Below are 22,965 nucleotides of genomic sequence, written 5' to 3' on the forward strand. Positions count from 1 at the left end.
TTGTTGGTAGCGTGATTGGATCAATTCAACCTTTGGAATGCTGGGATACGGGAAAACCATGACGCCAGATGAACACGACTTGTGGTTTCTGCCTCTGGGGGGCACCGGAGAGATTGGTATGAATCTGAATCTCTACGGCCATGATGGGCGGTGGCTGATGGTCGATTGTGGTGTCACCTTTCCAAAGCCCGGACGGGTGTCGGCGGATGGAACGGTTCACCATGCTGGAGAACCCCCGGTGCAAATGGCCGACCCGGCCTTCATTGCTGACCGTCGGGAGCAGCTGGCCGGCCTGATCATTACCCATGCTCACGAAGATCATATCGGCGCGGTGCCCTATCTCTGGCCGCTGCTGCAATGTCCGATCTACACCAGCCGGTTTACCGCGGAGATTCTGCGCCGCAAGCTGGCGGAGTTTGAGCTTCTGCATCGGGTGCCTATTCATGTTGTGGATGAGGGAGAACGGCGGGCCATTGGGCCGTTTGAGGTGCAGTGGCTGGCACTGACCCATTCCATTCCTGACCCCAACGCGCTGATGATTCGTACGTCCGTGGGCCATATTTTTCACAGTGGCGACTGGAAACTCGATGACGAACCACTGGTGGGCCACGGCTATTCCCGATCCACGTTTACGGATCTGGCCGAGGAGGGCGTGGCTGCCATGGTGTGCGATTCCACCAATGCGACGGTGGCCGGCCATTCAACCTCGGAGTCGGCTCTTAAAAAGGGGTTGCTTGAGGCCATAAAGCCGGCAAAGGGGCGTGTGATCGTTGCCTGCTTTGGCAGCAACATCGCCCGGTTGCATACGTTGGCGTCTGTGGCCCGGGCAACCGGTCGCTACATGGGGCTGATGGGCCGTTCGTTACTCAATATGAGCAGTGCCGCCAAAGCGGCGGGATTGTGGCATACCGCGGATTCGCTGATTCAGTCGTCTCATTTTGGCTATCTGCCTCGTGAAGAAGTGCTGGCGGTGGCGACAGGCAGCCAGGGGGAGCCACGAACCGCGTTGAGGCGCCTGGCGGCGGGCAATCATCCGGATTTTGAGCTGGAAGCCGGGGACAGGGTCATTTTCAGCGCCCGAGCCATTCCGGGCAACGAAGAAGCCATTGATGCCCTGATAAATCAGCTTGAAACCATGGGCGTTGAGGTGCTGACCGCTGACACTGCGGATCTACCCATTCACGCCTCCGGACACCCGGCTCAAGATGAACTGAGGGCGATGTACCAATGGGTAAAGCCCAAGATAGCGATTCCGGTTCACGGTGAAGATCAGCACATGCGAACCCATGCTGATATTGCCCGGGCCACCGGTGTACCCAAACGGCTGCTGGGCCGCAACGGCGATCTGTTCATGATTCGCCCGGTACCGGGCATGCGGCGTCAGGTGGTGGAAACCGGACGTCTGGGCTGGGAGAAAAAGGAACTGGTTCGGGTTACTTGATTGAATTTTATGGCTTTGTGTATGAATTTCAGTATGGTCGTTCGCAGGCTAACTGGTTACACTCTATGGAATGTACAGTCAGTGAATGGTCGCATCAGGAGGTAGTACCCAATGGCAATCTGGACCCGCGCTCTTCCCACTCTCGAAAACATGGAAAAAGCCAATAAGAACACCGCCGCGGAAGCACTTGGCATCGAGTATGTGGAGGTGGGTGAGGACTACATTGTCGGTCGTATCCCGGTCGACGAACGCACGGTTCAGCCTTTTGGCATCCTGCATGGGGGCGCCTCGGTCCTGTTGGCGGAAAGCCTGGGTAGCATGGCAGCGAATTTCTGCCTGCGAGAGGAAAACCAGATTGCGGTGGGCCTGGACATCAACGCCAATCACATTCGCTCTGTGTCTAAAGGCTGGGTTTACGGCACAGCCATGCCAGTGCATCTGGGCGGTTCAACTCAGGTCTGGGAAATCCGTATGGAGAACGAAGACGGTAAGCTCACCTGTCTATCAAGACTTACCATGGCCGTCATCGATCGGGGCTGATGCGTTGGGTGGCCGGTAGCTCAGCAGCCCCTGATCGATGAAGTCTTTCAGCACGATGTCGTAGGTTCCATCCGGCACCTCGCGGACGATTTTGTAATGCTCGCCGGAGGCGTCTTTCGGTCGTTTGGACAGATCCAGCTGACGGTAAGGGTTGATTGGATGCTTTTCGGCATCGCGCACCATCAATACTTTCGGGGTCAGTTTGCTGATTTCGTTGGTGGCCACCACGATACCAACCTCGCCGTTTTCCATTTCCACAATCGAACCGGGCGGGTAAATCCCGATCATGCGGATGAACTCCACGGCCAGGTCCGGATCGAACTGTGTGCCCTTGTTTTTGTGGATGATCTGCAGTGCCTGCATAGAGGCGCGACCCTTGTCATAGACCCGGGAGCTGGTGATGGCGTCATAGGTATCCACGAGGCCAACCATCTTGGCAAACAAAGGGATCTGGTGGCTCGACAGCCCGCGAGGGTAGCCCGACCCGTCCATGCGCTCGTGATGTGAAAACGCAGCATCCACCGCCGCGTGTTCAAGGGTGGGCAATCCGGCCAACACATCGCGACCATAGGTGGTGTGGTCTTTCATGATAGCGAATTCATCCGGTGTCAGCGCGCCCGGTTTGTTCAGAATCGCGTCGTCGATGCGCATCTTACCAACGTCGTGAAGCATGCCGCACAGCGCCACTTTGCGAATTTCCTCTTCCAGCATACCCATGTGCTTGCCAAACGCGGCACACAAAATGGACACGTTGATGCAATGCTCGGCGGTGTATTCGTCCTTGTTCTTTATTTTGCTCAGGAGCAGCAGCGCGTTGTCGTTGCGCAGGACGCTGTCGACCGTGTCGTCCACTGCCCCGCGTATTTCGTTGATGTCCAGCATGCGCCCGAGCCGGATGCTGGACATGATGTTTTTGGCTGTGGTTTTGGCAGCGTCATAATGGACACGAGCCTTCTCGAGCTCCCTCGAGATGTCCACCTTGTTGATGTAGGTGATGCGCTTTTTCGGAACGGAGTTGGTGTCGTTTTTCTCGCCGGATTTTCCAGCACGGGAGGCGGCCGTATGCTTTTCATGCTGTGGCACTACTTCTACCCGGCCTTCCACGACGACAGTCTCGCATTGTGCCTGCACGGCCCTCAGGTCCGCGTCGTTCTGGATCACGAATCCTTGAAGGAGGAAATCGGTTTCCTCCCATGGCCGGTCGAGACGAACAACGTGCATGCCGATGGCCAACTGGGAAACCGGAACTTCCGTTTCAACAATGTCTTGGCGAAAAGAACTCATCCGTCAGATTCCGACTGGCTAAGGGGGCGTCAGTTACAGCTGCTTATTATGCCGGTAATTCCGAGACCCTGTAGGCTTATAAGGTTGAAACTTTGTCAAACGTTGTAACCAAAAAAGCGACAGTCCACAAGTTAGATTAGCAGCGGCTAGCGTCCCTGCAACATACAGGTTTCGTACTCCAGCCGATCGAATTTGAGGGCGATCAGTGAACTACAAAGGCTCGAGTATGGCCCGCCGGGCGCTCATAAAGACATCAGTCCCCGGGTGAGGGCTGCAACGCCTGCGATTGCAGCAATGCCGAGAATAAACGGTCGAATTCGATCCAGACCCAGCCGGTTCACCAGTCGCCCGGACAGCCAGAATCCAACCAGCACCCCCGGCAGCGTGAGCCCCATGAGGATCAGTTCGTTTCGGCCGAGATAGTCGGAGGCCAACAGGGCGCTAATGCTCAACAGGCTGGCTGCCAGGAAAAACGCCGACATGTTGGCCCTCACCAGAGGGCCTTTCTGATCCTGATAGATCATCGCAATGGGTGGTCCACCCACGGCGGTGATGGTGCCCATGTAGGTAGACGCGACGCCCGCCAGGGTGCTGTTGCGGGCATTCAACTGAGGCCGAAGACCACCGAGGCTCAGGCCGACACCGATCAGGATCAATATACCAAAGGCTAACTCGAATCCTTTGGGCGACATCCAGTAGAGTGTGAGTCCGGCGAAGACAGCCCCGACCACACCGCCGCCGATGGCAAAGCGCACCTGGCGAAATTCCAGGGACTGCCGGTTGCGCACAAGCATCAGGATCACCAGTACCACAGAGTTGAGGATGAGCGGGGCGGGCAACAGCGTCGGGCTGATCAGAAACAGAAGCGGCGCGGCCAGAGTCCCGATGCCGTAGCCAGCAACCCCTTGAAGGCAGGCCCCGGCCATCAGCGCCAGGTTGGCCAGGATCAGTTGTAGCAGGCTCAGGTCAGTCATGTGGCAATCGTCCAGCGTGAAGCAATTATCGGGTCTCGGTGTGTTGATACCACAGGGTGCAGATCAGAAAAACTGTTAATCTGAACGGTTTACATCATAGGAGAAGCCAGATGCAGGTTGAGCCAGGCCCCGCTCGAGGCGTCGTTTACGGACTGTCGGCTTATACCCTTTGGGGACTGTTCCCACTGTATTTTGCGCTGTTTTCGGGGGTGCCCTCCTATGAGGTGCTGATTCATCGGGTGGTGTGGTCCTGCCTGTTTCTGGCAATCGTGATTGCCGTTCTTCAGCGCTGGGCACCGGTTAAAGCCGCGCTGACGCAGCCCAAAAAACTGGGTTTCGTACTCGGTTGTGCTGTGTTCATTGCCCTCAACTGGCTGGTGTACATTTATGCGGTCGAAACCCGCCATGTGCTTCAGGCCAGCCTCGGCTATTTCCTGACACCCCTCGTCAACGTTGCGTTGGGGCTGATCGTATTGCGGGAGCGTATTTCCCGTCTGCAGATAGTCGCTGTGGTGTTGGCGGCGGTGGCAATTCTTTACCAGCTGGTTTTGCTGGGCGTGGTCCCCTGGATATCGCTGCTACTGGCATTCAGTTTCGGCACCTACGGGCTGTTGAGAAAGCAGGTTTCGTTGGACGGTTTGTCCGGTCTGTTCGTTGAAACCTTACTGCTCCTGCCGCTGGGTCTCTTAGCCCTGGCGGCGATGGAAATCACCGGCACCTCCCACTTCACGGATCGACCGCAACTGACTCTGCTGCTGATGTCCAGCGGTATTGTCACGGCGGTGCCACTGCTGTTTTTCGCGGGTGCGGCCCGACGTCTGCGTCTGGCCACTATCGGCTTTCTGATGTACATCAACCCGACTCTGCAGTTTGCCCTGGCGCTGCTGGTGTTCAACGAGCCGCTGAGTGAGGAGAAACTGTTGAGTTTCGCAATGATCTGGGTGGCGCTGGCTCTGTACTCCTGGTCTGCCTGGCAGGGGCGTCGGACGGCTGAAGGCCGCCCGCCGTTGCCTTCTAAAGACTGACTGTCAGGAATCGATGCCGCAGGCCTGGCACGCATATTTGCGTTCGTAGCGACGGTCCGCCCAGGATTCGTACACGCGCGAGGCGATTGGATATATGACGGGCCACAGCAAGGTGGCGAACATAAAACCATAGCGGGTGTGGGACCAGGCACGGACATTGGCTGGAAGGCCGATGACCCATTGGCCATCTCCCGTGAGCAGATGCAGCCGCCGCAGCATGGCCTCTTTGTCGGGGAGCAGGCCTTTCCGGTTTTCCTGAGCGTGAATATCCGCAAAAACAAGATTGCCGGTTTCCAGCTTGCGAAGCATGTTTATTTCCCGCGCACAAAGCGGGCACTGCCCATCATAGAACAGGGTGTCCATGGATACCTCCAGAGGTTTATGACGCAGGTATACGTCTGCGGAAACCATTTCGGATGTATGTCCGGTGAACTAAGATGGTAATCGTTTTTCCAATCAACGATTCAGGCTCGATTATGCTGACAAAAACCACGCTGATCCGACTTTCTGCGGTTCTGGCACTGCTGTTTTCTTTTTCAACAATGGCGCAGGAAACTTACCGCCTGAGGCTGGCGGAAACCTGGGGCCCAAATTCACCGATACTGGGAGACACCACCCGCCATATGGCTGCAATGGCTGAAAAAATGTCGGATGGTCGTCTTCAAATTCGCATCGATTCGTCGAACAAGCACAAAGCCCCTTTCGGAATTTTCGACATGGTGAAAGCCGGGCAATACGACATGGGTCATACCGCCTCTTATTACTATAAAGGGGTGATACCCAACGCCATGTATTTCACCACGGTACCCTTTGGCATGATTGCGCCGGAGCAATACGCCTGGTTCTACTACGGCGGCGGCATGCAGCTGATGGAAAAGGTTTACCGGCCCCATGGTCTGTTGTCCTTTCCCGGCGGCAACACCGGCAATCAAATGGGCGGCTGGTTTACTGAGGAAATAACCAGCCTGGAAGACCTCCAGGGCCTGAAGATGCGCACGCCGGGGTTTGCGGGTGAAGTTATGGCTGAGCTGGGGGTCGCGGTGACCAATATCCCACCAGGTGAGCTTTATACGGCGCTGGAGCGGGGTACCATCGATGCTCTTGAGTGGGTCGGCCCTGCGCTGGATTTCGATATGGGCTTCCATCAGATTGCCAAACACTATTATTCCGGGTGGCAGGAACCGGCCGCGGAAGTTCAGTTCCTGATCAATGAAAAGAGCTGGAACAAGCTGCCCACCGACCTTCAGGAAATCCTTAGGGTGGCTATGCGTACGGCGGCCTATGACATGTATGCCCAGAGCATGCATTTAAGCGGCAAGGCCTGGGCAAAAATGAAGGATGATTACCCGGAAGTCAGTCACGAGACCTTCCCGCCGGAAGTGATCGATGCGCTGCGCGACGCGACGGAAAAATTGTTGGCCGAAGCGGCGGAGAATGATCCCCTGGCCGATGAAATCATCAGCTCGCAAAGGTCTTATCTCAAACAGATACGACAATGGACGGCCATTTCAGACAAGGCCTATCTGAACAGTGTTTCGTCGGAAGCCAAGGACTGAACTATACTTCAAAAAGTGTAAATTTCAGCGGCAGGTGTCTTAACCTATGAACACATGGACTTGCTCATGGACTGGGCGCCTGGCTCTGACGGTGATTATCTGCTTTTGCTATCCATCGCTTTCTCAGGCCAAGACCGATCTGGAAACAGGTTGGGAGTATCGTTGGGGTGATTCACCGTTCACGGATGAAGGGATCCCGGAATGGACGCTTGAGGATGAGCCGGAACAGTGGAACGCCATCGGCTTTCCCTCGAACCCGCCCAACCGGCAAGGCAGGGATCAGGTCTGGTATCGGGTTGCATTGCCAGATGGTCCCTGGCGAGAGCCGGTTCTCTACATCTTCAGTGTGGATCTGATCGTTCAGCTCTGGCTGGATGGCGATAAAATCTATCAGTACGGCCATTTCAACGAGAATGGAAAGGGAAAGTTTGAAGGCTGGCCCTGGCACGCCATTACCTTGCCTGAGGGTTTTCAAGGCAAAGAGGCCTACTTCCGGATCTATTCAGACTACACCGACATTGGCCTTTGGGGTGAAGTGGCCATCATGGAGAGTTCCGCACTGACTCTCTATATTCTGAACAATTCTCTTGAAGCGCTTTTGATTGCCGGTTTCTCGGCGCTGATTGCGGTGTTGTCGATTATTTTTGCGTTGCTTCAGGAGAGCAAAAAGACGTTTGCCAGCCTGGCGCTGTTTGCCATCTTATCTTCCATCCTCCTGATCGCAGAAAGCCAGGCCAGGCAATTGATCTTCAATGCGCCACTGGCCTGGGACTATCTGGCTGCCGGGTCCTACTTCTTGTTGCCTGTGGCGATGGCATTGCTGCTGGAACAGTGGTTTGAAGATCAACGGCCCTGGCTGATCAACCTGATGTGGAAGATCCATCTGGGCTATTTCGTGGTGGCGTTGGTATTGGCAGGCGTCGGTGTGGTGAACCTGTCAACGACCTTCCCGATATTCGATGTTCTGTTGCTGGCCTCCATGACCACCATCACCGTCCTGGTGGTGCGCAGGTTCAGGCACCTGGCCCTGCAGCAGCAGGCCATTCTGCTGGCTTATGGTCTGTTTGGCGCGTTGCTTGTGATCGACATGGCGGTTGCTCATGGGTTTCTTCCCTGGTGGAGAGTGCCGTTGAGCTGGGGCGCCCTGGTGTTTTCCCTGGTCGTGGTCGTTATTTCGCTGTATCACTATGCCAACACCCAGCAGTCTCTCAAGCTGCTTAACCAGTCGCTGGAAGAGAAAGTTAATGAACGAACGGCCCGGGCAGAATCCCTTGCCCGAAGAGAGCAGGCGCGAGTGCGGCTGCTCACATTCGAGAATGAGAAAACCCGGATTCTGAACGATATCATTGCTGCTCTGCAGGACTGCATCAGCGTTCATCAGACGTTTCAGGTGCTGTCCCGAATGTTGCCTGATCTGTGCAGCCCGATGAAAGGTTCTCTCTATCTCAGGACGGAGGATGGCATGGCTTACCGATTGCTGAATCAATGGGGCTATGCCGGCGAGGACCACCCGAGCGAGCGACTGGAAACGCCGCATGGACCGCCGCCGAACACAGACCTGTCCGATCACTTTCTGTCTGAAACGGATTTTGCCAGGGGTAAGCAGCTTTCTGAGGATAATTTGTGCCTTTGGGTGAGTGTGCAATCTGCAACGCGGGGCACGGTGCCACTGGGACTGATTTTTCTGAACGTGCCAGAATCCTTGGTTAATGACGATTCCCAATTTGGCGCGGTCAAATTGTTTCAGTCACTCATCCAGGGCGTCCAGAAGATCGGTATTACGATTTCTGGTATCAGCCTGAGGGAGGAGTTGAAGAAGTACTCGTACGAGGATGCACTGACGGGCTTGAAGAACCGCCGTTATTTCGATCAGTTATTTGAGCATGAAACGGCGGTTGCCCTTCGCAGTGATAAACCACTGGCGCTGTTGATGATGGACATCGATCATTTCAAACGATTCAACGATACCTATGGCCACGAGGCGGGCGATGCGGCGCTAAGATCGGTTTCATCACTGCTTCTCAAGCATTTCCGTGAGAGTGATGTGGTGTGTCGTTATGGCGGGGAGGAGTTTGTTGTGATCATGACTGGCACCACTCTGAAAGCTACCGCTGATAAAGCAGCGGAACTGGTCAGAGCGACTGGCCAGAATCCGGTGGCGCATGGCGATCAGGAATTGCCGGGGGTAACACTGTCGGTGGGCGTGGCGGGGTGGCCGGAGTCTGCAGAAACCCCGATCAGCCTCTTGGGTCAGGCTGACCGGGCACTGTATCGCGCAAAAGAGATGGGTAGGAACAGGGTCGAGATCTACTGATCTGGCACCTTAAACGACCAGCACTGGGCACTTCGCGTTTGATGCGACTCGATGCGACACGCTACCCAGAAACATGCCGTCTTTGTCGCTGTGGGTGCCTTTCGTGCCTATCACAATCAGATCCACGCCCTTCTCCTGGGCGAACTCAATGATCACTTTGGAAGGCTTTCCAGCTTTCACAAACCCCCTTACATCAGTGCCTCCACGCTCTGCCGCCAGCTTTTTCGCGTGCTCCACAACTTCTTTCGCGTAGTCGGAAAGCACTTTGTCTGGAATATCCATTTCAGCCGGCCGTCCAATCGAGAGTGACGCCTCGAAGAGGCTGTGGTGTTTGTACACACACAGCAGCATGATTTCTGCGTCGGTAATTTTCTGCAGCTCAATCGCTTTGCTCAGGGCATCAAATGATGTCATTGAGCCATCCACTGCCACCAGAATTCGCTTGAACATGTCAGTCTCCTTGTTGTTCGTCCATCAGCCGCTGGCCCGCCTGACTAATCTCTGAACGCCAGGTCTCGCAGGAACAGCGCGATGTCCGGGAATGCGATGATCAAGCCGGCCGCCCCTATCAACATGATGATGAACGGCGGCGTGCCGCGGATAACCTCTAGGTAGGGTCGTTTGAAGATCGCGATGGCGGTGAATATGTCACAGCCAAAGGGCGGCGTGGCAGAGCCAATCGCCACCTGCAGGGTAATCAGAACGCCCACCAGGACGGGATCGAGGCCGGTGGCCTCAATAGCTGGCGCGAAGATCGGCGTCAGTACCAGGATCACCACAATGGGGTCCACGAACATACAGGCTATAAAGAAGGCAATGCAGATGGTGACCATCACGCCCACAGGGCCCATGTCACTGATGCCCACCGCCTCCAGAATGGACTGGGGGATCTGGGCAAAAGAGATGATCCATGAGAAGCCGTTGCCGACAGCCACCAGAATGAAAACCACCGCCGTGATCAGACCGGTAGACTTGGCAATGCGATAGATGTCCGGCAGTTTCAGGGAGCGGAATACCAGAAATTCCAGCAGGAAAGCGTAGAGCACGCACACAGCTGCCGCTTCCGTTGGGCTGAAGATGCCGCCGTAGATACCGCCAACGATGATCACCGGGAAGAACAGTGGCCAGAGCGCACCGCGAACCGATCTGGCTCTCTCGCCCCAGGTTGATTTTTCCTCCGTGGGCACGTTGTTCCGGTAGGCGTAGATCAGACAGTAAATAGAGAACATGACCAGAATCATGAGACCGGGGCCGACACCGGCGATGAACAGTTCGGCAATGGAGGTCTCTGAGATAACGCCGTAGATAATCATGCCGATGCTCGGCGGAATCAGGAACGCGATGTCGGACGAGTTGATGATCAGTGCCAGGGTGAAGGGGTCGGAATAACCCGCTTTCAGCATTTTGGGGCGCAGCGGTGACCCTACCGCCACCACGGTCGCCTGCGTGGAACCAGAAACCGCCCCAAACAGGGTGCAGGAGGTCGCGGTACTGATCGCCAGACCACCCTTAACATGGCCGATGAATGCCATCACCATGTTGATCAATCGGTCAGCGGACTGGCCTCGAGTCATGATGTCCGCCGCCAGAATGAACATGGGCACTGCAATCAGTGACGCAGGGCGTATGCCGCCCATCATCTGTTGAATGAACGTTCCCATCTGTCCGAAGCCATCGAACATCATCACGAAGCCAAAAACGGCACCGGTGATCAGCGGCACCATCATCGGGAAGCCCAGCAGAAGCAGCCCGATCATGATCACCATCATTATAGTTGCCATGAATTCTATCCTTTTATTGCAGCTTCAGAGGGTCAGACTTCGGACTCGGTGTCCGCATAGCCGTCTACAACACCGGTGGAGAGATACACATCCTTGCTGGTGAAGTTTTTGACGGCGGTCAAAAAGTACTGGATACCAGTGATCGCAAAACCGACCGGTGCCCAGATATAAATCCACCAGATCTCGAAGCCCAGGGCAGGCAGAATCCGGCCACGGCTGTGCAGGGTCTCAATGTAGCCGTAGGAGTGGTAGCAGAGGAAAAACATCACCACCGAGGTGAACAGCGCGATAAAGATCATCAGCGCCTTGCGGCCTTTGGTCGGTATGGCGTCATAAATGGCCGACATGCGGATATGGCGTCCGTGACGGGCCGCGTATCCGATGCCGGCAAAGGTAATCAGGATAATCAGAATTCGGTTGATCTCGCCCGAGAAAAACAGGCCTTCGCCGAAGACGAAGCGGGCAATCACGTTAACGCAGGTATTAACTGCCATCAGGATTACGCCCATGGCGAGCATAACGGCTTCTATTTTACTGATATAGACATCAATGGTTCCCAGAAACCCGGGTAAGCCGGACTCATAGGTGCCGGTGTCGTCTTCAAAATCCGGGGAATTCTCTGACATGGGAACGCTCCATAGCAGTGTGCTCCCGACCGGTGGAGAGAGCTCCCGATTTATAATTGGGGCTCATCGGCGGGGCGGAGTAAATGCAAAATCCCCGCCGGAGAGGCTCGGCGGGGATTCTTCCTTCGCTTATTTGCTCTCAACTTCTTCCAAATCTTTATGGAACTGGTCCAGCAGGTCTTTGCCACTTTCGCCAGTCATTTCGATGAACTTCTCTTCAACCTGAGGTGCACGCGCCTTGAACTTGGCAATCTGCTCGTCGTTCAGGCGGGTCACGGTCACTTCGTCACTGGCTTTCTGGATCTTGGCCAATGCTTCTTCGGCCAGACCGTCGATGTGAACGATGATCTTCTCGAAGGCGTCGTCCGCGGCAGCCTGTACCAGCTGCTTGTCAGCGTCAGACAGGCCTTCATAGAAGTCCATGTTGGCCATCATGGCAGTGGTGAACCAGCCGTGCTTGGTGAAGACCAGGTTTGGAGATACTTCATACAGGCCACCGGACTCGATCCAGAAAATCGGGTTTTCCTGACCCTGAATCATGTTGGTCTGCAGCGCACCGTAAACCTCGCCCCAAGGCAGCGGCGTTGGCGTGGCGCCGAACGCGTCATAGGTTGCCGACAACAGCGGGTTGGTCATAACCCGGATCTTTTTGTTGTTGAAGTCTTCTGGCTTGGTCACTGGCTCATCAACCGTGACAACCATTTCGCCTTCCGGGTACATCTTCAACAATTTGAGACCGTTTGCCGCGTAAAGCTCGGGGAAGTCTTCGTTGATTGCCTCACTTTCACGGAAAAACTGAATGACCGTGTCCATGTCGGTGGGCATCAGGTAAGGAATGAAGAAAATCTGTGCTTCCGGAATCAGAGAGCCCGTAAAGCCGGGAGACTGGTTAACGAACTGTAGGATGCCCGCTTGAGTCTGCTCCATGATGTCGTCCGACTCACCCAGTTCACCGAAACGGTATATCTGCACGGTGTGGTCAGAGTTTTCCTCGATGTATTCCTTGAAGTCGTATGCGAAGACATCCTGGACGTCGCCTTCGTACTCCTCGTGAGCGTAGCGCCAGTTCGCCGCATTCACTGAATTCGCTGCAGACATGGCAGCGAAAGCGAAGGCCGAAAAACCGGCCAGTTTCTTGAACTTGCTGATGGTGCTCATCGGGTCGTCTCCACTTTTTTGCTTCTGAAATTATTTGTTACATTCATTTAGATTGGCAAAACAATCTGTGTTTCGCAAGAAAATGACTGATGCCGTTGAACTTTAGGTGTTCGACTTTAGTCTGGTGCGCGATCGGCTGTGATACGCTCTGAGCTTCTAGACGTCTGTTTCCGAATCCTCCAGAAAGAGCCGGTATGCCACTGACGCCCATCATTCAGCCTGGCTTTCACGCCATCCACGCCAACCATCTGGAAGATCTGAGGCGGTCCGTTGTGTGGATCTGTCGCCAACAGCCGGTGTCTCCGCTGGCCAGTGAAACCTTTCTGGTGCAAAGCAACGGCATCGCGCAATGGCTCAAGCTGGCGTTGGCGGAAGACCCCGAGGGCGATGCTGATGGCGGCATGGGCATCGCCGCCGGTATGGATTTCCTGTTTCCCTCTCGATTTATCTGGCAAGCCTATCGCGCGGTTCTGCCTGCCGAAGAAGTGCCCGAGCAATCGCCTTTCGATAAATCCCGTCTGGTCTGGCGATTATTCCGATTGTTGCCGACGCTGGTGCACCAACAGGAGGTGTTCGCTCCACTACAGCGTTTTCTGGAGGGGAGCGATCCGGACACCCGTTGCTATCAGCTGGCCGGCCAGATTGCTGACCTGTTTGATCAGTATCAGGTATTCCGCGCCGATTGGCTGACGGGTTGGGAAAACGGTCAGGACTTTATAGAACTGGCCCGTGGCGAAGTGCGACAGCTGGAGGATGATCAGCGTTGGCAGCCGGTTCTCTGGCGGGCCCTGGTGGCAGACGTGGGCGAGCTATCTGCGACCAGCCGGTCCCGTATTCACACCCGGTTTATGGAGCATGGTCAGAAACTGACCGCCAGTGATCGTCCCGCCAATCTGCCTCAGCGCATCGTGGTCTTCGGGGTGTCGTCCCTGCCGCGTCAGACGTTGGAGGCGCTTTCCGTGCTCAGCCGTATCAGCCAGGTCGTACTGTGTGTCCACAATCCTTGCGAGTATTTCTGGGCGGATATCATCAGTGACCGGGACCTGTTGACCGCCAGTCGCCGACGAGGCAAGCAACACAAAGCCCTGGCCAGCCTGACTGACCCAGACCAACTGCATCAGCATGCGAATCCGCTTTTGGCGGCGTGGGGCAAACAGGGCCGTGACTACATTCGCCTGCTGGATGAATTCGATGATCCAGAAACCTATGACGCAAGGGTGACCACGCCCGACGGCCGGATCGATATTTTTACCCCGCATGGCACGGAGAACGCGCCCCGTGTATTACATCAGATCCAGGACGATGTCCGATCCCTGACCTCCAGCCAGGAAATGCAGCGTGAATCGCGGCAACTGGCACCAAACCAGGATCAGTCAATCGCGTTTCATCGCACCCACAGCCCCCAGCGGGAAGTGGAAGTGCTGCACGATCAACTACTGGCCGCTTTCAGCGCAGACGAAAATCTGCGCCCCCGTGACATCATTGTGATGGTCCCGGACATCAACGCCTACGCCCCCCATATTCAGGCGGTGTTCGGGCGTTATTCCTCCGGTGCATCCCGCTATATTCCGTTCACCATTTCCGATCAGCAGCAGCGACATCGTCAGCCGGTGCTGATTGCGCTCGACACCCTGATGTCACTGCCAGATCACCGGTTTGGCGCCAGCGAGATCATCAGTCTGTTGGAAGTACCCGCCGTCAGGCGGCGATTCGACATTGCAGAGGCGGATCTGCCACTGGTTCGCCAGTGGGTCGAGGGCGCCAACGTTCGATGGGGGCTTCACGCCGAACATCGCCGAAGCTTTGACCTGCCTACCGGGCTGTCCCGTAATACCTGGCAATCCGGCTTGCGGCGCATGCTGCTGGGGTATGGCACCGGCCCTGACGAGGCCTGGCAAGGGATCGAACCTTACGGTGAGATTGGCGGTTTGCAGGCCACGCTGGCGGGCAATCTGGTTCGTTTTGTGGAACGCCTCGAGCATCTCTGGGAAGAGCTCGCCAAGCCTTACACGCCAGAGCAGTGGCTGGCGGTATTGCAGGCTATGTTGGAAGGCTTCTTCGCGGAGTTTACCGACGATGAACAGTTGCTGATCAACCGGCTGCGCAGGCAGGCGGAGCAATGGTATGAGGACTGCACCAGCGGCGGGATGGCGGAGAACACGCTGCCGCTGTCCATCGTACGGGAAGAGTTGCTGGAGGGGTTGGAAGAAGGCGGCCTGAACCAGCGTTTTCTGGCGGGCAAGGTGAATTTCGCCACCCTGATGCCCATGCGGGCGATTCCGTTCAAGCGAGTGTGCCTGCTGGGGATGAATGACGGTGATTACCCCCGGTCCCGCCCGCCGGTGGATTTTGACCTGATGGCGCAGGATTCGCGCCCGGGCGACCGTTCCCGTCGGGAAGACGACCGCTATCTGTTCCTGGAAGCCATGCTGTCAGCGCGTGAGCAGTTGTACATCAGTTGGGTTGGCCGCAGCATTCGTGACGATTCCGAACGACCGCCCTCGGTGCTGGTGAGTCAGCTGCGGGATCATCTGGATGCCGTCTGGTCTGTTACCGGTGAGGAGTCCGCGTCTGACGCCCTGACCACCGAACACCCACTGCAACCGTTCAGTCGGGATTATTTCCCCGCAGCGCAGCAACCGCCGGGGCAACGGCGCCTGTTCAGCTATGACGAAGAATGGCTTCAGGCTCATCAAAGCCAGCATGCGGAAGACCATCAGCCCTTGCCCTATCTGCCACCGGCGGTACCGCTGACGTGTCAGGAGCTGGCGGAGTTTTTGAAAAAGCCGGTCGAAACCTTTTACCGGCGTCGCCTGCAACTTCAGTTCATCAGTGTTCAGGCTCAGGATACCGACAATGAAACTTTCAGCCTGGATGGACTGAAACACTGGACATTCGAGCGGGAACTGATTGACCAGGCGGTGGTGAAAGCGGTCGACGAAACGGATCTGGAGCATCGACTGCAGGAGCGGTTAAACCGCATGACTGCCAGGGGCGATCTGGGGATGGGTGCGATGGAATCCGTGGCGGCGCAGCAGCTGTACAGCCGGATGCCGGACCTGTTCGTGCGCTATCAGAAAGCCCTGGCAGACTGGCCGCAGATGTCAGAGTCTGCCTGGTCTGTTACCTGGTCGGTGAAAACCCGCCTAGGGAGTGTCGAACTGGCGGATCGCATTGGCCAGTTACGCACACGCGCTGATGGTGACGTGTGCCGAGTGGTAATTGCCAACAGCAGCCTGCTGGAAAAAAATGGTGGCGGTCGAGCAGTCAAATATTCGGGACTGCTGGATGATTGGGTCATTCACCTCGCTGGTTGCACACAATCCGAGCGATTCCATACGTTGGTGCTGGGCAAGGAAGAAAACCGGCAGATATTGCTGGCACCGGTAGGACGTGAACGGGCGGCGGAATTGCTTGAGCAGATAATGGTTCATTGGATCGAAGGTCAGACCTATCCATTGCCCATCGAGCCGGCCACCGCGTATGGGTATCTGCGCGGACTCAATCCTTCGGGTAAAAAAGAAGGCAGCGAAGCGCTCGGGCTGGAGCGGGCAGAACAGGCGTTTCAATCCACCCTGGCCTATCGCGGTATCTATCTGGGCCGCGCCTATCCGGACTTTGAGAGCCTCCAGCAGGCCGGCGATTTTGCCGGGCTGGTCCGTGTCCTTTACGAACCCCTGTGGCAGTGCGAATACGAAGGCCGAGAGGCAAAAGCGGAACCGGCAGGGAGTGCGTCATGAACGATAACGCCCGCCCTTCTGACGAGCCCCGGGTGCTCGACCCGTTGACCCTGCCACTGCAGGGCAGTCGCCTGATCGAAGCCAGCGCTGGCACGGGTAAAACCTTTACCCTGGCACTGTTGTATGTGCGTCTGGTGCTCGGGCATCGTCTGCCGGGCCAGCCGCTCGAAGAAGGCGTGATGCCACCCCATTTGCTGGTGGTGACGTTTACCGAAGCCGCCACCAAAGAACTACGGGACCGCATCCGTGCTCGCCTGACGGAAGCAGCTGCACTGTTTGGGGAAGAAGCGGCGGATGTGGATGTGAACGCTGACGTAAAAGATCCATTGATCGGCCTGCGCAACGCCTGCCCGAAGCAAGACTGGCCCGCTTGCCAGCGCAAGTTGCTGCTGGCTGCCGAGTGGATGGACGAGGCCGCGGTTTCTACCATCCACGGCTGGTGTAACCGCATGCTCAGCGAACACGCCTTCGACAGTGGCAGCCTGTTCCGTCAGACCCTGGAAACCGATCAGACCGATTTGCTGGACGATGTCGCACGGGATTACTGGCGCACCTTTGTCTACCCTACGCCTCCGGATCTGGTGGGCGCCGTGTTGGACGTCTGGCCAAACCCGGAAAGTCTGCGGCAATCGGTTCGCAATCTGTTGCCCCACGTGGAGGCGTTGCCCGGCCATGCACTGGCGCCGGCGGAGGCTGTTGGCCAGGCCCTCAAGGAAAAAGAGGACATTCTACGGCGTTTGAAAGCGCCCTGGGCCGACTGGTGCGACGAACTGACCGAGTTGTTGGATAACACGACCAAACCCAAGCCAAAACCACTGCACGGTCGCGATAAAAATACGATTCAGAAGGCCGTTGATGCGCTGAGAGCCTGGGCAACGTCCGATGCCAACGAGCCCGAAGGGCTCATGAAAAGCAATCCGCTGAAAGGCTACGAATATTTGCAGGCGGACATCTTTGCCAGCAAATGGACTGGTGAGGACCCGGCCCCTCACCATCCGGCCATGGATGAGATCGACCAGCTGAAACTGGCATTGTCTGACCTGCCGAAGCCGGGCCCGGCCATGTTCAACCACGCTGTACGATGGATGGCCCAGCGACTGACCGCCGAGAAACAGCGGCTGGCTACTATGGGCTTTGATGATCTGCTGACACGACTCGACGAAGCTTTGTCGGGGCCACAGGGCCAGAGACTGGCCACCACCATCGCCCGTCAATTCCCAGTGGCGATGATTGACGAATTCCAGGACACCGACCCGGTTCAGTACCGTATTTTCGACCGGATTTATCAGGTGGCTTCCAACCGCCAGGACACCACTTTGTTGATGATCGGTGACCCCAAACAGGCCATCTACGGATTTCGTGGCGCTGATATCTATACCTACCTGGACGCGCGCAAAGCGGTCAGCGAGCGCACCTACACTCTGGGCACCAACTTTCGATCGTCGAAAGCCATGGTGGACGGGGTGAACCGGGTGTTTGAACACGCCGACAACGCAAACCCGGACGGCGCCTTCCTTTTCCGCAACGAGACAGGCAACCCCCTGCCATTTGTGCCGGTCAAGGCGAAAGGAACGAATCGCCGGTGGTGGATCGATGGCGAGGCCACTCCGCCGCTGACGTTCTGGACGTTGAGCGGTGATAACGACGGTGGTGATGATCAGGGGAAAAAGAGCGTCACGAAAACCGGCGCAAAGGCTGAACTGTCAGCCGCGTGCGCCACTGAAATTGCACGGCTGTTGAATCTGGGTCAGCAGGGTAAGGCCGGCTTCCGGGTGGATGATCAACCTGAATCCCTGGAGCCGCTGCGCCCCGAACACATCGCCATTCTGGTGAACAAGCGGGATGAAGCGGATGCCGTCCGGCAGGCGCTCAGCGATCGGGGCGTTCGCAGCGTTTACCTGTCGGACCGCAATTCGGTGCTGAATTCGCCGGAAGCCACTGAAATGCTGCAATGGCTGCACGCCTGCGCCGAGCCCGGCCATCTGGCCCTGCTGCGGGGAGCAATGGCAACGCCAACCCTGGAGCTATCCCATCAGCAACTCGACCGGCTGCTGAGTGACGAAAACGCGCTGGACCGGGAAATCGACCGTTTCCAGCAGTATCGAGAGCTCTGGCAAACCCAGGGAGTGCTGCCGATGCTGCGCCGGTTCCTGATGGATTTCGACGTGCCCGCCAAACTGTTGACCTATCAGGACGGTGAGCGGGCGCTGACGAACATCCTGCATCTGGCGGAACTGTTGCAGGCCGACAGCCAGCAACTGGACGGCGAGCATGCACTGGTGCATCACTTCACCGAGTTGCTGCAGCAGTCTGATGAGGAAAACGAACATCGCACCATGCGTCTGGAGAGTGATTCGGGCCTGGTGAAAGTGGTCACGGTGCACAAGTCCAAAGGGTTGGAATACCCACTGGTATTTCTTCCGTTTGCTACCGAGCACCGGCAGCAGAAGGCGGACCAGACCTTCTGGAGCTACCACGATGAACGAGGCAACCTGCAAATCTCGCTGACGTCGGACGAACAGGTTCTGGCTCTGGCAGATCGTGAGCGGCTGGGTGAGGACATTCGGAAGCTTTATGTGGCACTCACCCGTGCGCGTCATGCCACCTGGGTGGGCGCCGCCGGCATTAAACACTGGGTCCAGAGCGGCTTGGGGCATCTGATCCGCGAACCGGGGCGGGAATCGGAAAGCGACCTGACACCAATGCTTCAGGCCATGGCCGCAAACACACCCTGCATTGCCATAAGCCCCCTTCCCGACGCAGGTGACCAGCGTTATGTGGGCGAACCAGAGCCGCCACTGGGGCCAGCGTTGGAGCCGAAGCGGGAGGCACGTGAAAACTGGTGGATTGCCAGCTATTCTGCCATTACCTATGGGGCCCTGAGCGGCTTTTCCGGGGACTTTGAGCCTGCCAGCGAAGACGCCGAGCAGGAGAACCTGCGGGACGAAATCGAGTCGGAATTCGAATCACTCACTGCGGCTTCTGCGCCGATTGCCCAACACGGATTCCCGAAAGGCTCCGGCCCTGGCACCTTCCTTCACGACATCCTGGAGTGGTGCGCCACCCGTGGTTTTGACGAGGTCGTGGCTGAACCTGAACAGCTACGTGTGCTGCTGGAACGTCGCTGCCAGCTTCGGCACTGGGACGACTGGGTTGAGGTGCTCCAGGGCTGGATCCTGCGGCTGATCACCATGGACATTCCGTTACCAGATAGCGATCAGACCTGCTCGCTTTCTACACTCAACACGCTTCGACCCGAACTCGAATTCTGGTTTGAAAGCCGGGACGTCAATACTCTAGCCCTTGATCGACGGGTGCAGCGCGGCACCCTCGGCGGCGAATCCCGGCCCCTGGCCCACGAAACCACCTTCAATGGCATGTTAAAAGGCTTTATCGATCTGGTGTTTGAGCACGATGGCCGGTATTACGTGCTGGACTACAAGTCGAACCACCTCGGCGACGAAGACAGTGCCTATGTACCCGAGGCCATGAAGAAGAAAGTTCTGGATGCCCGTTACGATCTGCAGTACGTGATCTACCTGCTGGCGCTGCACCGATTGCTGAAAGCCAGGCTGCCGGACTACGACTACGACACCCATGTGGGCGGTGCGGTTTACCTTTTCCTGCGTGGTTGCGACGCACCGGGCGTGGGTGCCTTCACCGAACGACCGGACAAGGCCCTGATTGAATCCCTGGATCGGCTTTTTTCGGGTAAGCGGGAGGTGTCTGCATGAGCCGAAAAGACGATCGCTACGGCGAAATACCGGACCTGTTTGATGAACCGGAACCCTTGGCTGAAGCGGCGATCTTGCCGCAATTGCCAGCAACAGCACAGGACATGCTGACGCTTCTGGATCGCTGGGTAGAGCTGAACTGGCTGCGGGCGCTGGACCATGCCTTCGCAGCATTTGTGTGTGAGCTGTTGGAAGAAAACGGAGAAAGGCCAGCTCCGGAACTGGCCCTGCTGGCGGCGACGGTGTCTCACCAGGTGGGGCGCGGTCATGTGTGCCTGGATCTTCGTCAGCTGTGTGACGATCCAGAGGCCACCTTAGTGTTGCCGCCGGAAGGTTCGGATGCTTCGGGCGACACTGACCCGCGGCCAGCCGACCTGTTTCGCGGCCGAGAGGTCGAAGCGCTGATGGCGGCGATCAATGGCAGCAGCGCGGTCAGTGATGGCAGTCACACCACGCCCATGGTGATAGTAGACACCCGCCTGTACCTGCGCCGGTTCTGGCGTTATGAACAGAATATTGCCTCGGGTATCGGCAAGCGACTGGCGCCGCAAAATATGGACGACCAGCCTTTGTCTCAGGCTCTGGATGTGCTGTTTGGCGCCTCGGATACAGAGTCTGTGAACTATCAGAAGATGGCCTGTGCAATTGCGGCCCGAAACCGGTTCTGCGTGATCACCGGTGGCCCGGGAACCGGCAAAACCACCACAGTGGTCAAGCTGCTGGCCGCCTTACAATCCGTCTCCTGCGTTCAGTCAGGGCAAGAGGCGCGGCGAGATCCCTACCTAAAAATCCGTCTGTCCGCACCCACCGGCAAGGCGGCTGCACGGCTCAGCGAATCCATTGGTGGGGCGGTAGAGCAGTTGCCGTTGGCAAAGCTTCCGGGCTCACCGGAGGCGTCTTCAATTCCCACGGACGTGACCACTTTGCACCGCCTGTTGGGAAGTCGCCCTGGGTCTCGTCAATTCCGTTACAACGAAGACAATCCGCTGCCGCTGGATATTCTGGTGATCGACGAAGCCTCCATGGTGGATGTGGACCTGATGGCGTCGGTGTTCTCTGCGCTGTCGGATTCCGCTCGCCTGATCCTGTTGGGCGATAAAGATCAGTTGGCTTCGGTGGATGCCGGTGCGGTACTGGGCGAACTGTGTGAACGGGCCGACCAGGGTCACTATCAACCGGATACGCTGGCCTGGCTGGCATCGGTTACGGGGGAGCGGTTGCCTGGCGAGCTCGAAGACGCTCGGGGACGTGCGCTGGATCAGTCGGTGGCCATGCTGCGCAAAAGCTACCGCTTCGATGAACACAGCGGCATCGGTTTGCTGGCCCGCGCGACCAACGAAGGCCGGCTCGACCGGACGTTGATTCAACGATGCCAGGCTGGCGAATTCCCGGATGTTGCCTGGCTTGGTCGGGGTGATCTTATGGCACCGGCCGGCGAGGGGGCGTTTCAGGGTACTCTTCAGGGTAATCTGGCGCCCCTGGCCCGCCACGGAATGTCCGGTAGCCCCGAAAAATTCGCCAATCAGGGCGAAGGCCGATCGGTCCACGGGCGCCCGGTTGCGCCCCCGGTCGGCTACGGTCACTACCTCAGAATCATGGCGGACGAACGCCCAGCCGCCACGGATTCTCATCAGGATCGACCGGTCTGGGATGCGTGGGCAACCAGGGTGCTGGAAGCGTTTGGTCAGTTCCAGCTGTTGTGCGCGCTTCGTAAAGGGCCATTCGGAGTAGAAGGGCTGAACCAGCAAGTGGCGGCAGAGCTTCACAGTGCCGGGTTGATTACCAGAACCGAAGGCTGGTATCCCGGCCGACCGGTGCTGGTCACCGGCAACGACTACAACCTTGGCCTGATGAACGGGGACATTGGAGTAACGTTAAGTGTCCCATGGGATCGCAACGAGTCCGGCGAGCCCGTCAACACGCTGCGGGTTGCGTTTCCCGCCAGCGATGGCATTCGCTGGGTGTCTCCTAGCAGGCTGCAGTCTATGGAAACGGTTTACGCCATGACCGTTCACAAGTCCCAGGGTTCCGAATTTACCCATACCTGTCTGGTCCTCCCGGACCGACTGACTCCGGTGCTGACGAAAGAACTGGTTTACACCGGTATCACTCGTGCCAGGCACTGGTTAAGTCTGGCTGCGCCCAGCGAGGGCGTATTGCGAGAGGCCTCGGCGCGGAGCGTTATCCGCGCGTCTGGTCTGGCGATGCTGTTGAACTAGTCGTTCAGGCCTGTGAGGCAGTCCGTCATGAATTGCCGGAACTCAGCCACCAGTCTCGGCAGGCTGTTTTGCAGGCGATGGCCGTCTGGCAATGCCAGCAGTGGTAAATCCTGATCGCGAGCCAGCTCAATCACCGGCATGGGCAGAACCACATCGTCGTGCCAGCCGTGAATGATCTGGGTGTGCTTTGCCTGAATGATCGGGCTGGATTCCGGATAGGCCTCCATTGCCAGCGCTGGGGCGAGCAAGAAGCAGCCCCGCACGGGTGAAATGGCGCTGGTCTGGGCGCAGACCCAGCCACCCATGCTGGAACCCACCAGAACGGTTCGTGCTGGATCGGCATTCGCTTCCGCCATAGCCGCTTTCATCTGCGCGAGTCGCTCCGCCGGGTCTTTGGTGCTGCGATGGTCGAGCGCTTGTGCGGTGACACCGGTAAAGGCTTCAGCTTCGGATTTTAAGGCCTGTACCTTTGTGCTGTCAGGCCCGCTTTCCAGACCGTGAGAGAGAAAGACGTGGAGCATTTGATCGTGTCCCCTGTTCATTTTACAGATTGGAGATGCTTGTCTGCGGCCA

General features: G+C 57.2%; 16 protein-coding genes. 8 read left to right on the forward strand and 8 right to left on the reverse strand.

Annotated features, from left to right (window positions below):
• Positions 1-58 precede the first annotated feature (58 nt).
• A complete protein-coding gene (locus QLQ17_RS13890) occupies positions 59-1,441 on the forward strand; it encodes a ribonuclease J (RefSeq protein ID WP_283210208.1) in 1,383 nt (460 codons plus the stop codon).
• A gap of 111 nt (positions 1,442-1,552) precedes the next feature.
• A complete protein-coding gene (locus QLQ17_RS13895; protein WP_283210209.1) occupies positions 1,553-1,981 on the forward strand; it encodes a hotdog fold thioesterase in 429 nt (142 codons plus the stop codon).
• On the opposite strand, the gene QLQ17_RS13900 is transcribed toward QLQ17_RS13895, so the two are convergent.
• Positions 1,946-3,265: a cyclic di-GMP phosphodiesterase gene (locus tag QLQ17_RS13900; RefSeq protein ID WP_283210210.1), complete on the reverse strand. Its 1,320-nt coding sequence runs from the start codon at positions 3,263-3,265 to the stop codon at positions 1,946-1,948. The genes QLQ17_RS13895 and QLQ17_RS13900 overlap by 36 nt on opposite strands.
• A 242-nt stretch (positions 3,266-3,507) precedes the next feature.
• Entirely contained in the window at positions 3,508-4,239 is a 732-nt protein-coding gene (locus tag QLQ17_RS13905; protein ID WP_283210211.1) for a sulfite exporter TauE/SafE family protein, read from the reverse strand.
• A 110-nt stretch (positions 4,240-4,349) separates the two neighbouring features.
• Between QLQ17_RS13905 and rarD the strand changes: the two genes are divergently transcribed.
• Entirely contained in the window at positions 4,350-5,264 is a 915-nt protein-coding gene (gene rarD / locus QLQ17_RS13910; protein WP_283210212.1) for an EamA family transporter RarD, read from the forward strand.
• 3 nt (positions 5,265-5,267) lie between these two features.
• On the opposite strand, the gene QLQ17_RS13915 is transcribed toward rarD, so the two are convergent.
• The gene (locus QLQ17_RS13915) at positions 5,268-5,675 is read right to left on the reverse strand and encodes a thiol-disulfide oxidoreductase DCC family protein (protein WP_283210213.1); all 408 of its coding nucleotides are present in this window, start codon (positions 5,673-5,675) and stop codon (positions 5,268-5,270) included.
• A gap of 131 nt (positions 5,676-5,806) precedes the next feature.
• Here QLQ17_RS13915 and QLQ17_RS13920 point away from each other — a divergent pair, with 131 nt between their 5' ends.
• A complete protein-coding gene (locus QLQ17_RS13920; RefSeq protein WP_502867392.1) occupies positions 5,807-6,820 on the forward strand; it encodes a TRAP transporter substrate-binding protein in 1,014 nt (337 codons plus the stop codon).
• 46 nt (positions 6,821-6,866) lie between these two features.
• Positions 6,867-9,134: a sensor domain-containing diguanylate cyclase gene (locus QLQ17_RS13925; RefSeq protein ID WP_283210214.1), complete on the forward strand. Its 2,268-nt coding sequence runs from the start codon at positions 6,867-6,869 to the stop codon at positions 9,132-9,134.
• A gap of 9 nt (positions 9,135-9,143) precedes the next feature.
• Here QLQ17_RS13925 and QLQ17_RS13930 read toward each other — a convergent pair whose 3' ends face one another.
• The 4 genes from QLQ17_RS13930 to QLQ17_RS13945 all read right to left on the reverse strand — a co-directional run bounded on the left by QLQ17_RS13930 (position 9,144) and on the right by QLQ17_RS13945 (position 12,699).
• Positions 9,144-9,584: a universal stress protein gene (locus tag QLQ17_RS13930; RefSeq protein ID WP_283210215.1), complete on the reverse strand. Its 441-nt coding sequence runs from the start codon at positions 9,582-9,584 to the stop codon at positions 9,144-9,146.
• A gap of 44 nt (positions 9,585-9,628) precedes the next feature.
• Positions 9,629-10,915 carry a TRAP transporter large permease gene (locus tag QLQ17_RS13935; protein WP_283210216.1) on the reverse strand — a complete coding sequence of 429 codons (1,287 nt, stop codon included), beginning with the start codon at positions 10,913-10,915 and terminating at the stop codon, positions 9,629-9,631.
• A 32-nt stretch (positions 10,916-10,947) separates the two neighbouring features.
• Entirely contained in the window at positions 10,948-11,541 is a 594-nt protein-coding gene (locus tag QLQ17_RS13940) for a TRAP transporter small permease (RefSeq protein WP_283210217.1), read from the reverse strand.
• A gap of 129 nt (positions 11,542-11,670) precedes the next feature.
• Entirely contained in the window at positions 11,671-12,699 is a 1,029-nt protein-coding gene (locus QLQ17_RS13945; RefSeq protein WP_283210218.1) for a TRAP transporter substrate-binding protein, read from the reverse strand.
• 194 nt (positions 12,700-12,893) lie between these two features.
• Between QLQ17_RS13945 and recC the strand changes: the two genes are divergently transcribed.
• Genes recC through recD form a run of 3 tightly spaced genes read left to right on the forward strand, consistent with a single transcriptional unit; the run spans position 12,894 to position 22,392 of the window.
• A complete protein-coding gene (gene recC, locus QLQ17_RS13950) occupies positions 12,894-16,439 on the forward strand; it encodes an exodeoxyribonuclease V subunit gamma (protein WP_283210219.1) in 3,546 nt (1,181 codons plus the stop codon).
• Positions 16,436-20,173 carry an exodeoxyribonuclease V subunit beta gene (recB, locus tag QLQ17_RS13955; protein WP_283210220.1) on the forward strand — a complete coding sequence of 1,246 codons (3,738 nt, stop codon included), beginning with the start codon at positions 16,436-16,438 and terminating at the stop codon, positions 20,171-20,173. Before recC ends, recB begins: the two co-directional genes overlap by 4 nt.
• Positions 20,170-22,392, forward strand: coding sequence for an exodeoxyribonuclease V subunit alpha (gene recD / locus QLQ17_RS13960; protein WP_283210221.1), 2,223 nt, complete (start codon positions 20,170-20,172; stop codon positions 22,390-22,392). Before recB ends, recD begins: the two co-directional genes overlap by 4 nt.
• Here the strand turns inward: recD and QLQ17_RS13965 are convergent.
• On the reverse strand, positions 22,389-22,913 hold the full coding sequence (locus QLQ17_RS13965) for a YqiA/YcfP family alpha/beta fold hydrolase (RefSeq protein ID WP_283210222.1): 525 nt from the start codon (positions 22,911-22,913) through the stop codon (positions 22,389-22,391). The genes recD and QLQ17_RS13965 overlap by 4 nt on opposite strands.
• Positions 22,914-22,965 lie beyond the last annotated feature (52 nt).

This window comes from Marinobacter sp. CHS3-4 (assembly GCF_030053415.1).
Lineage (GTDB): Bacteria > Pseudomonadota > Gammaproteobacteria > Pseudomonadales > Oleiphilaceae > Marinobacter.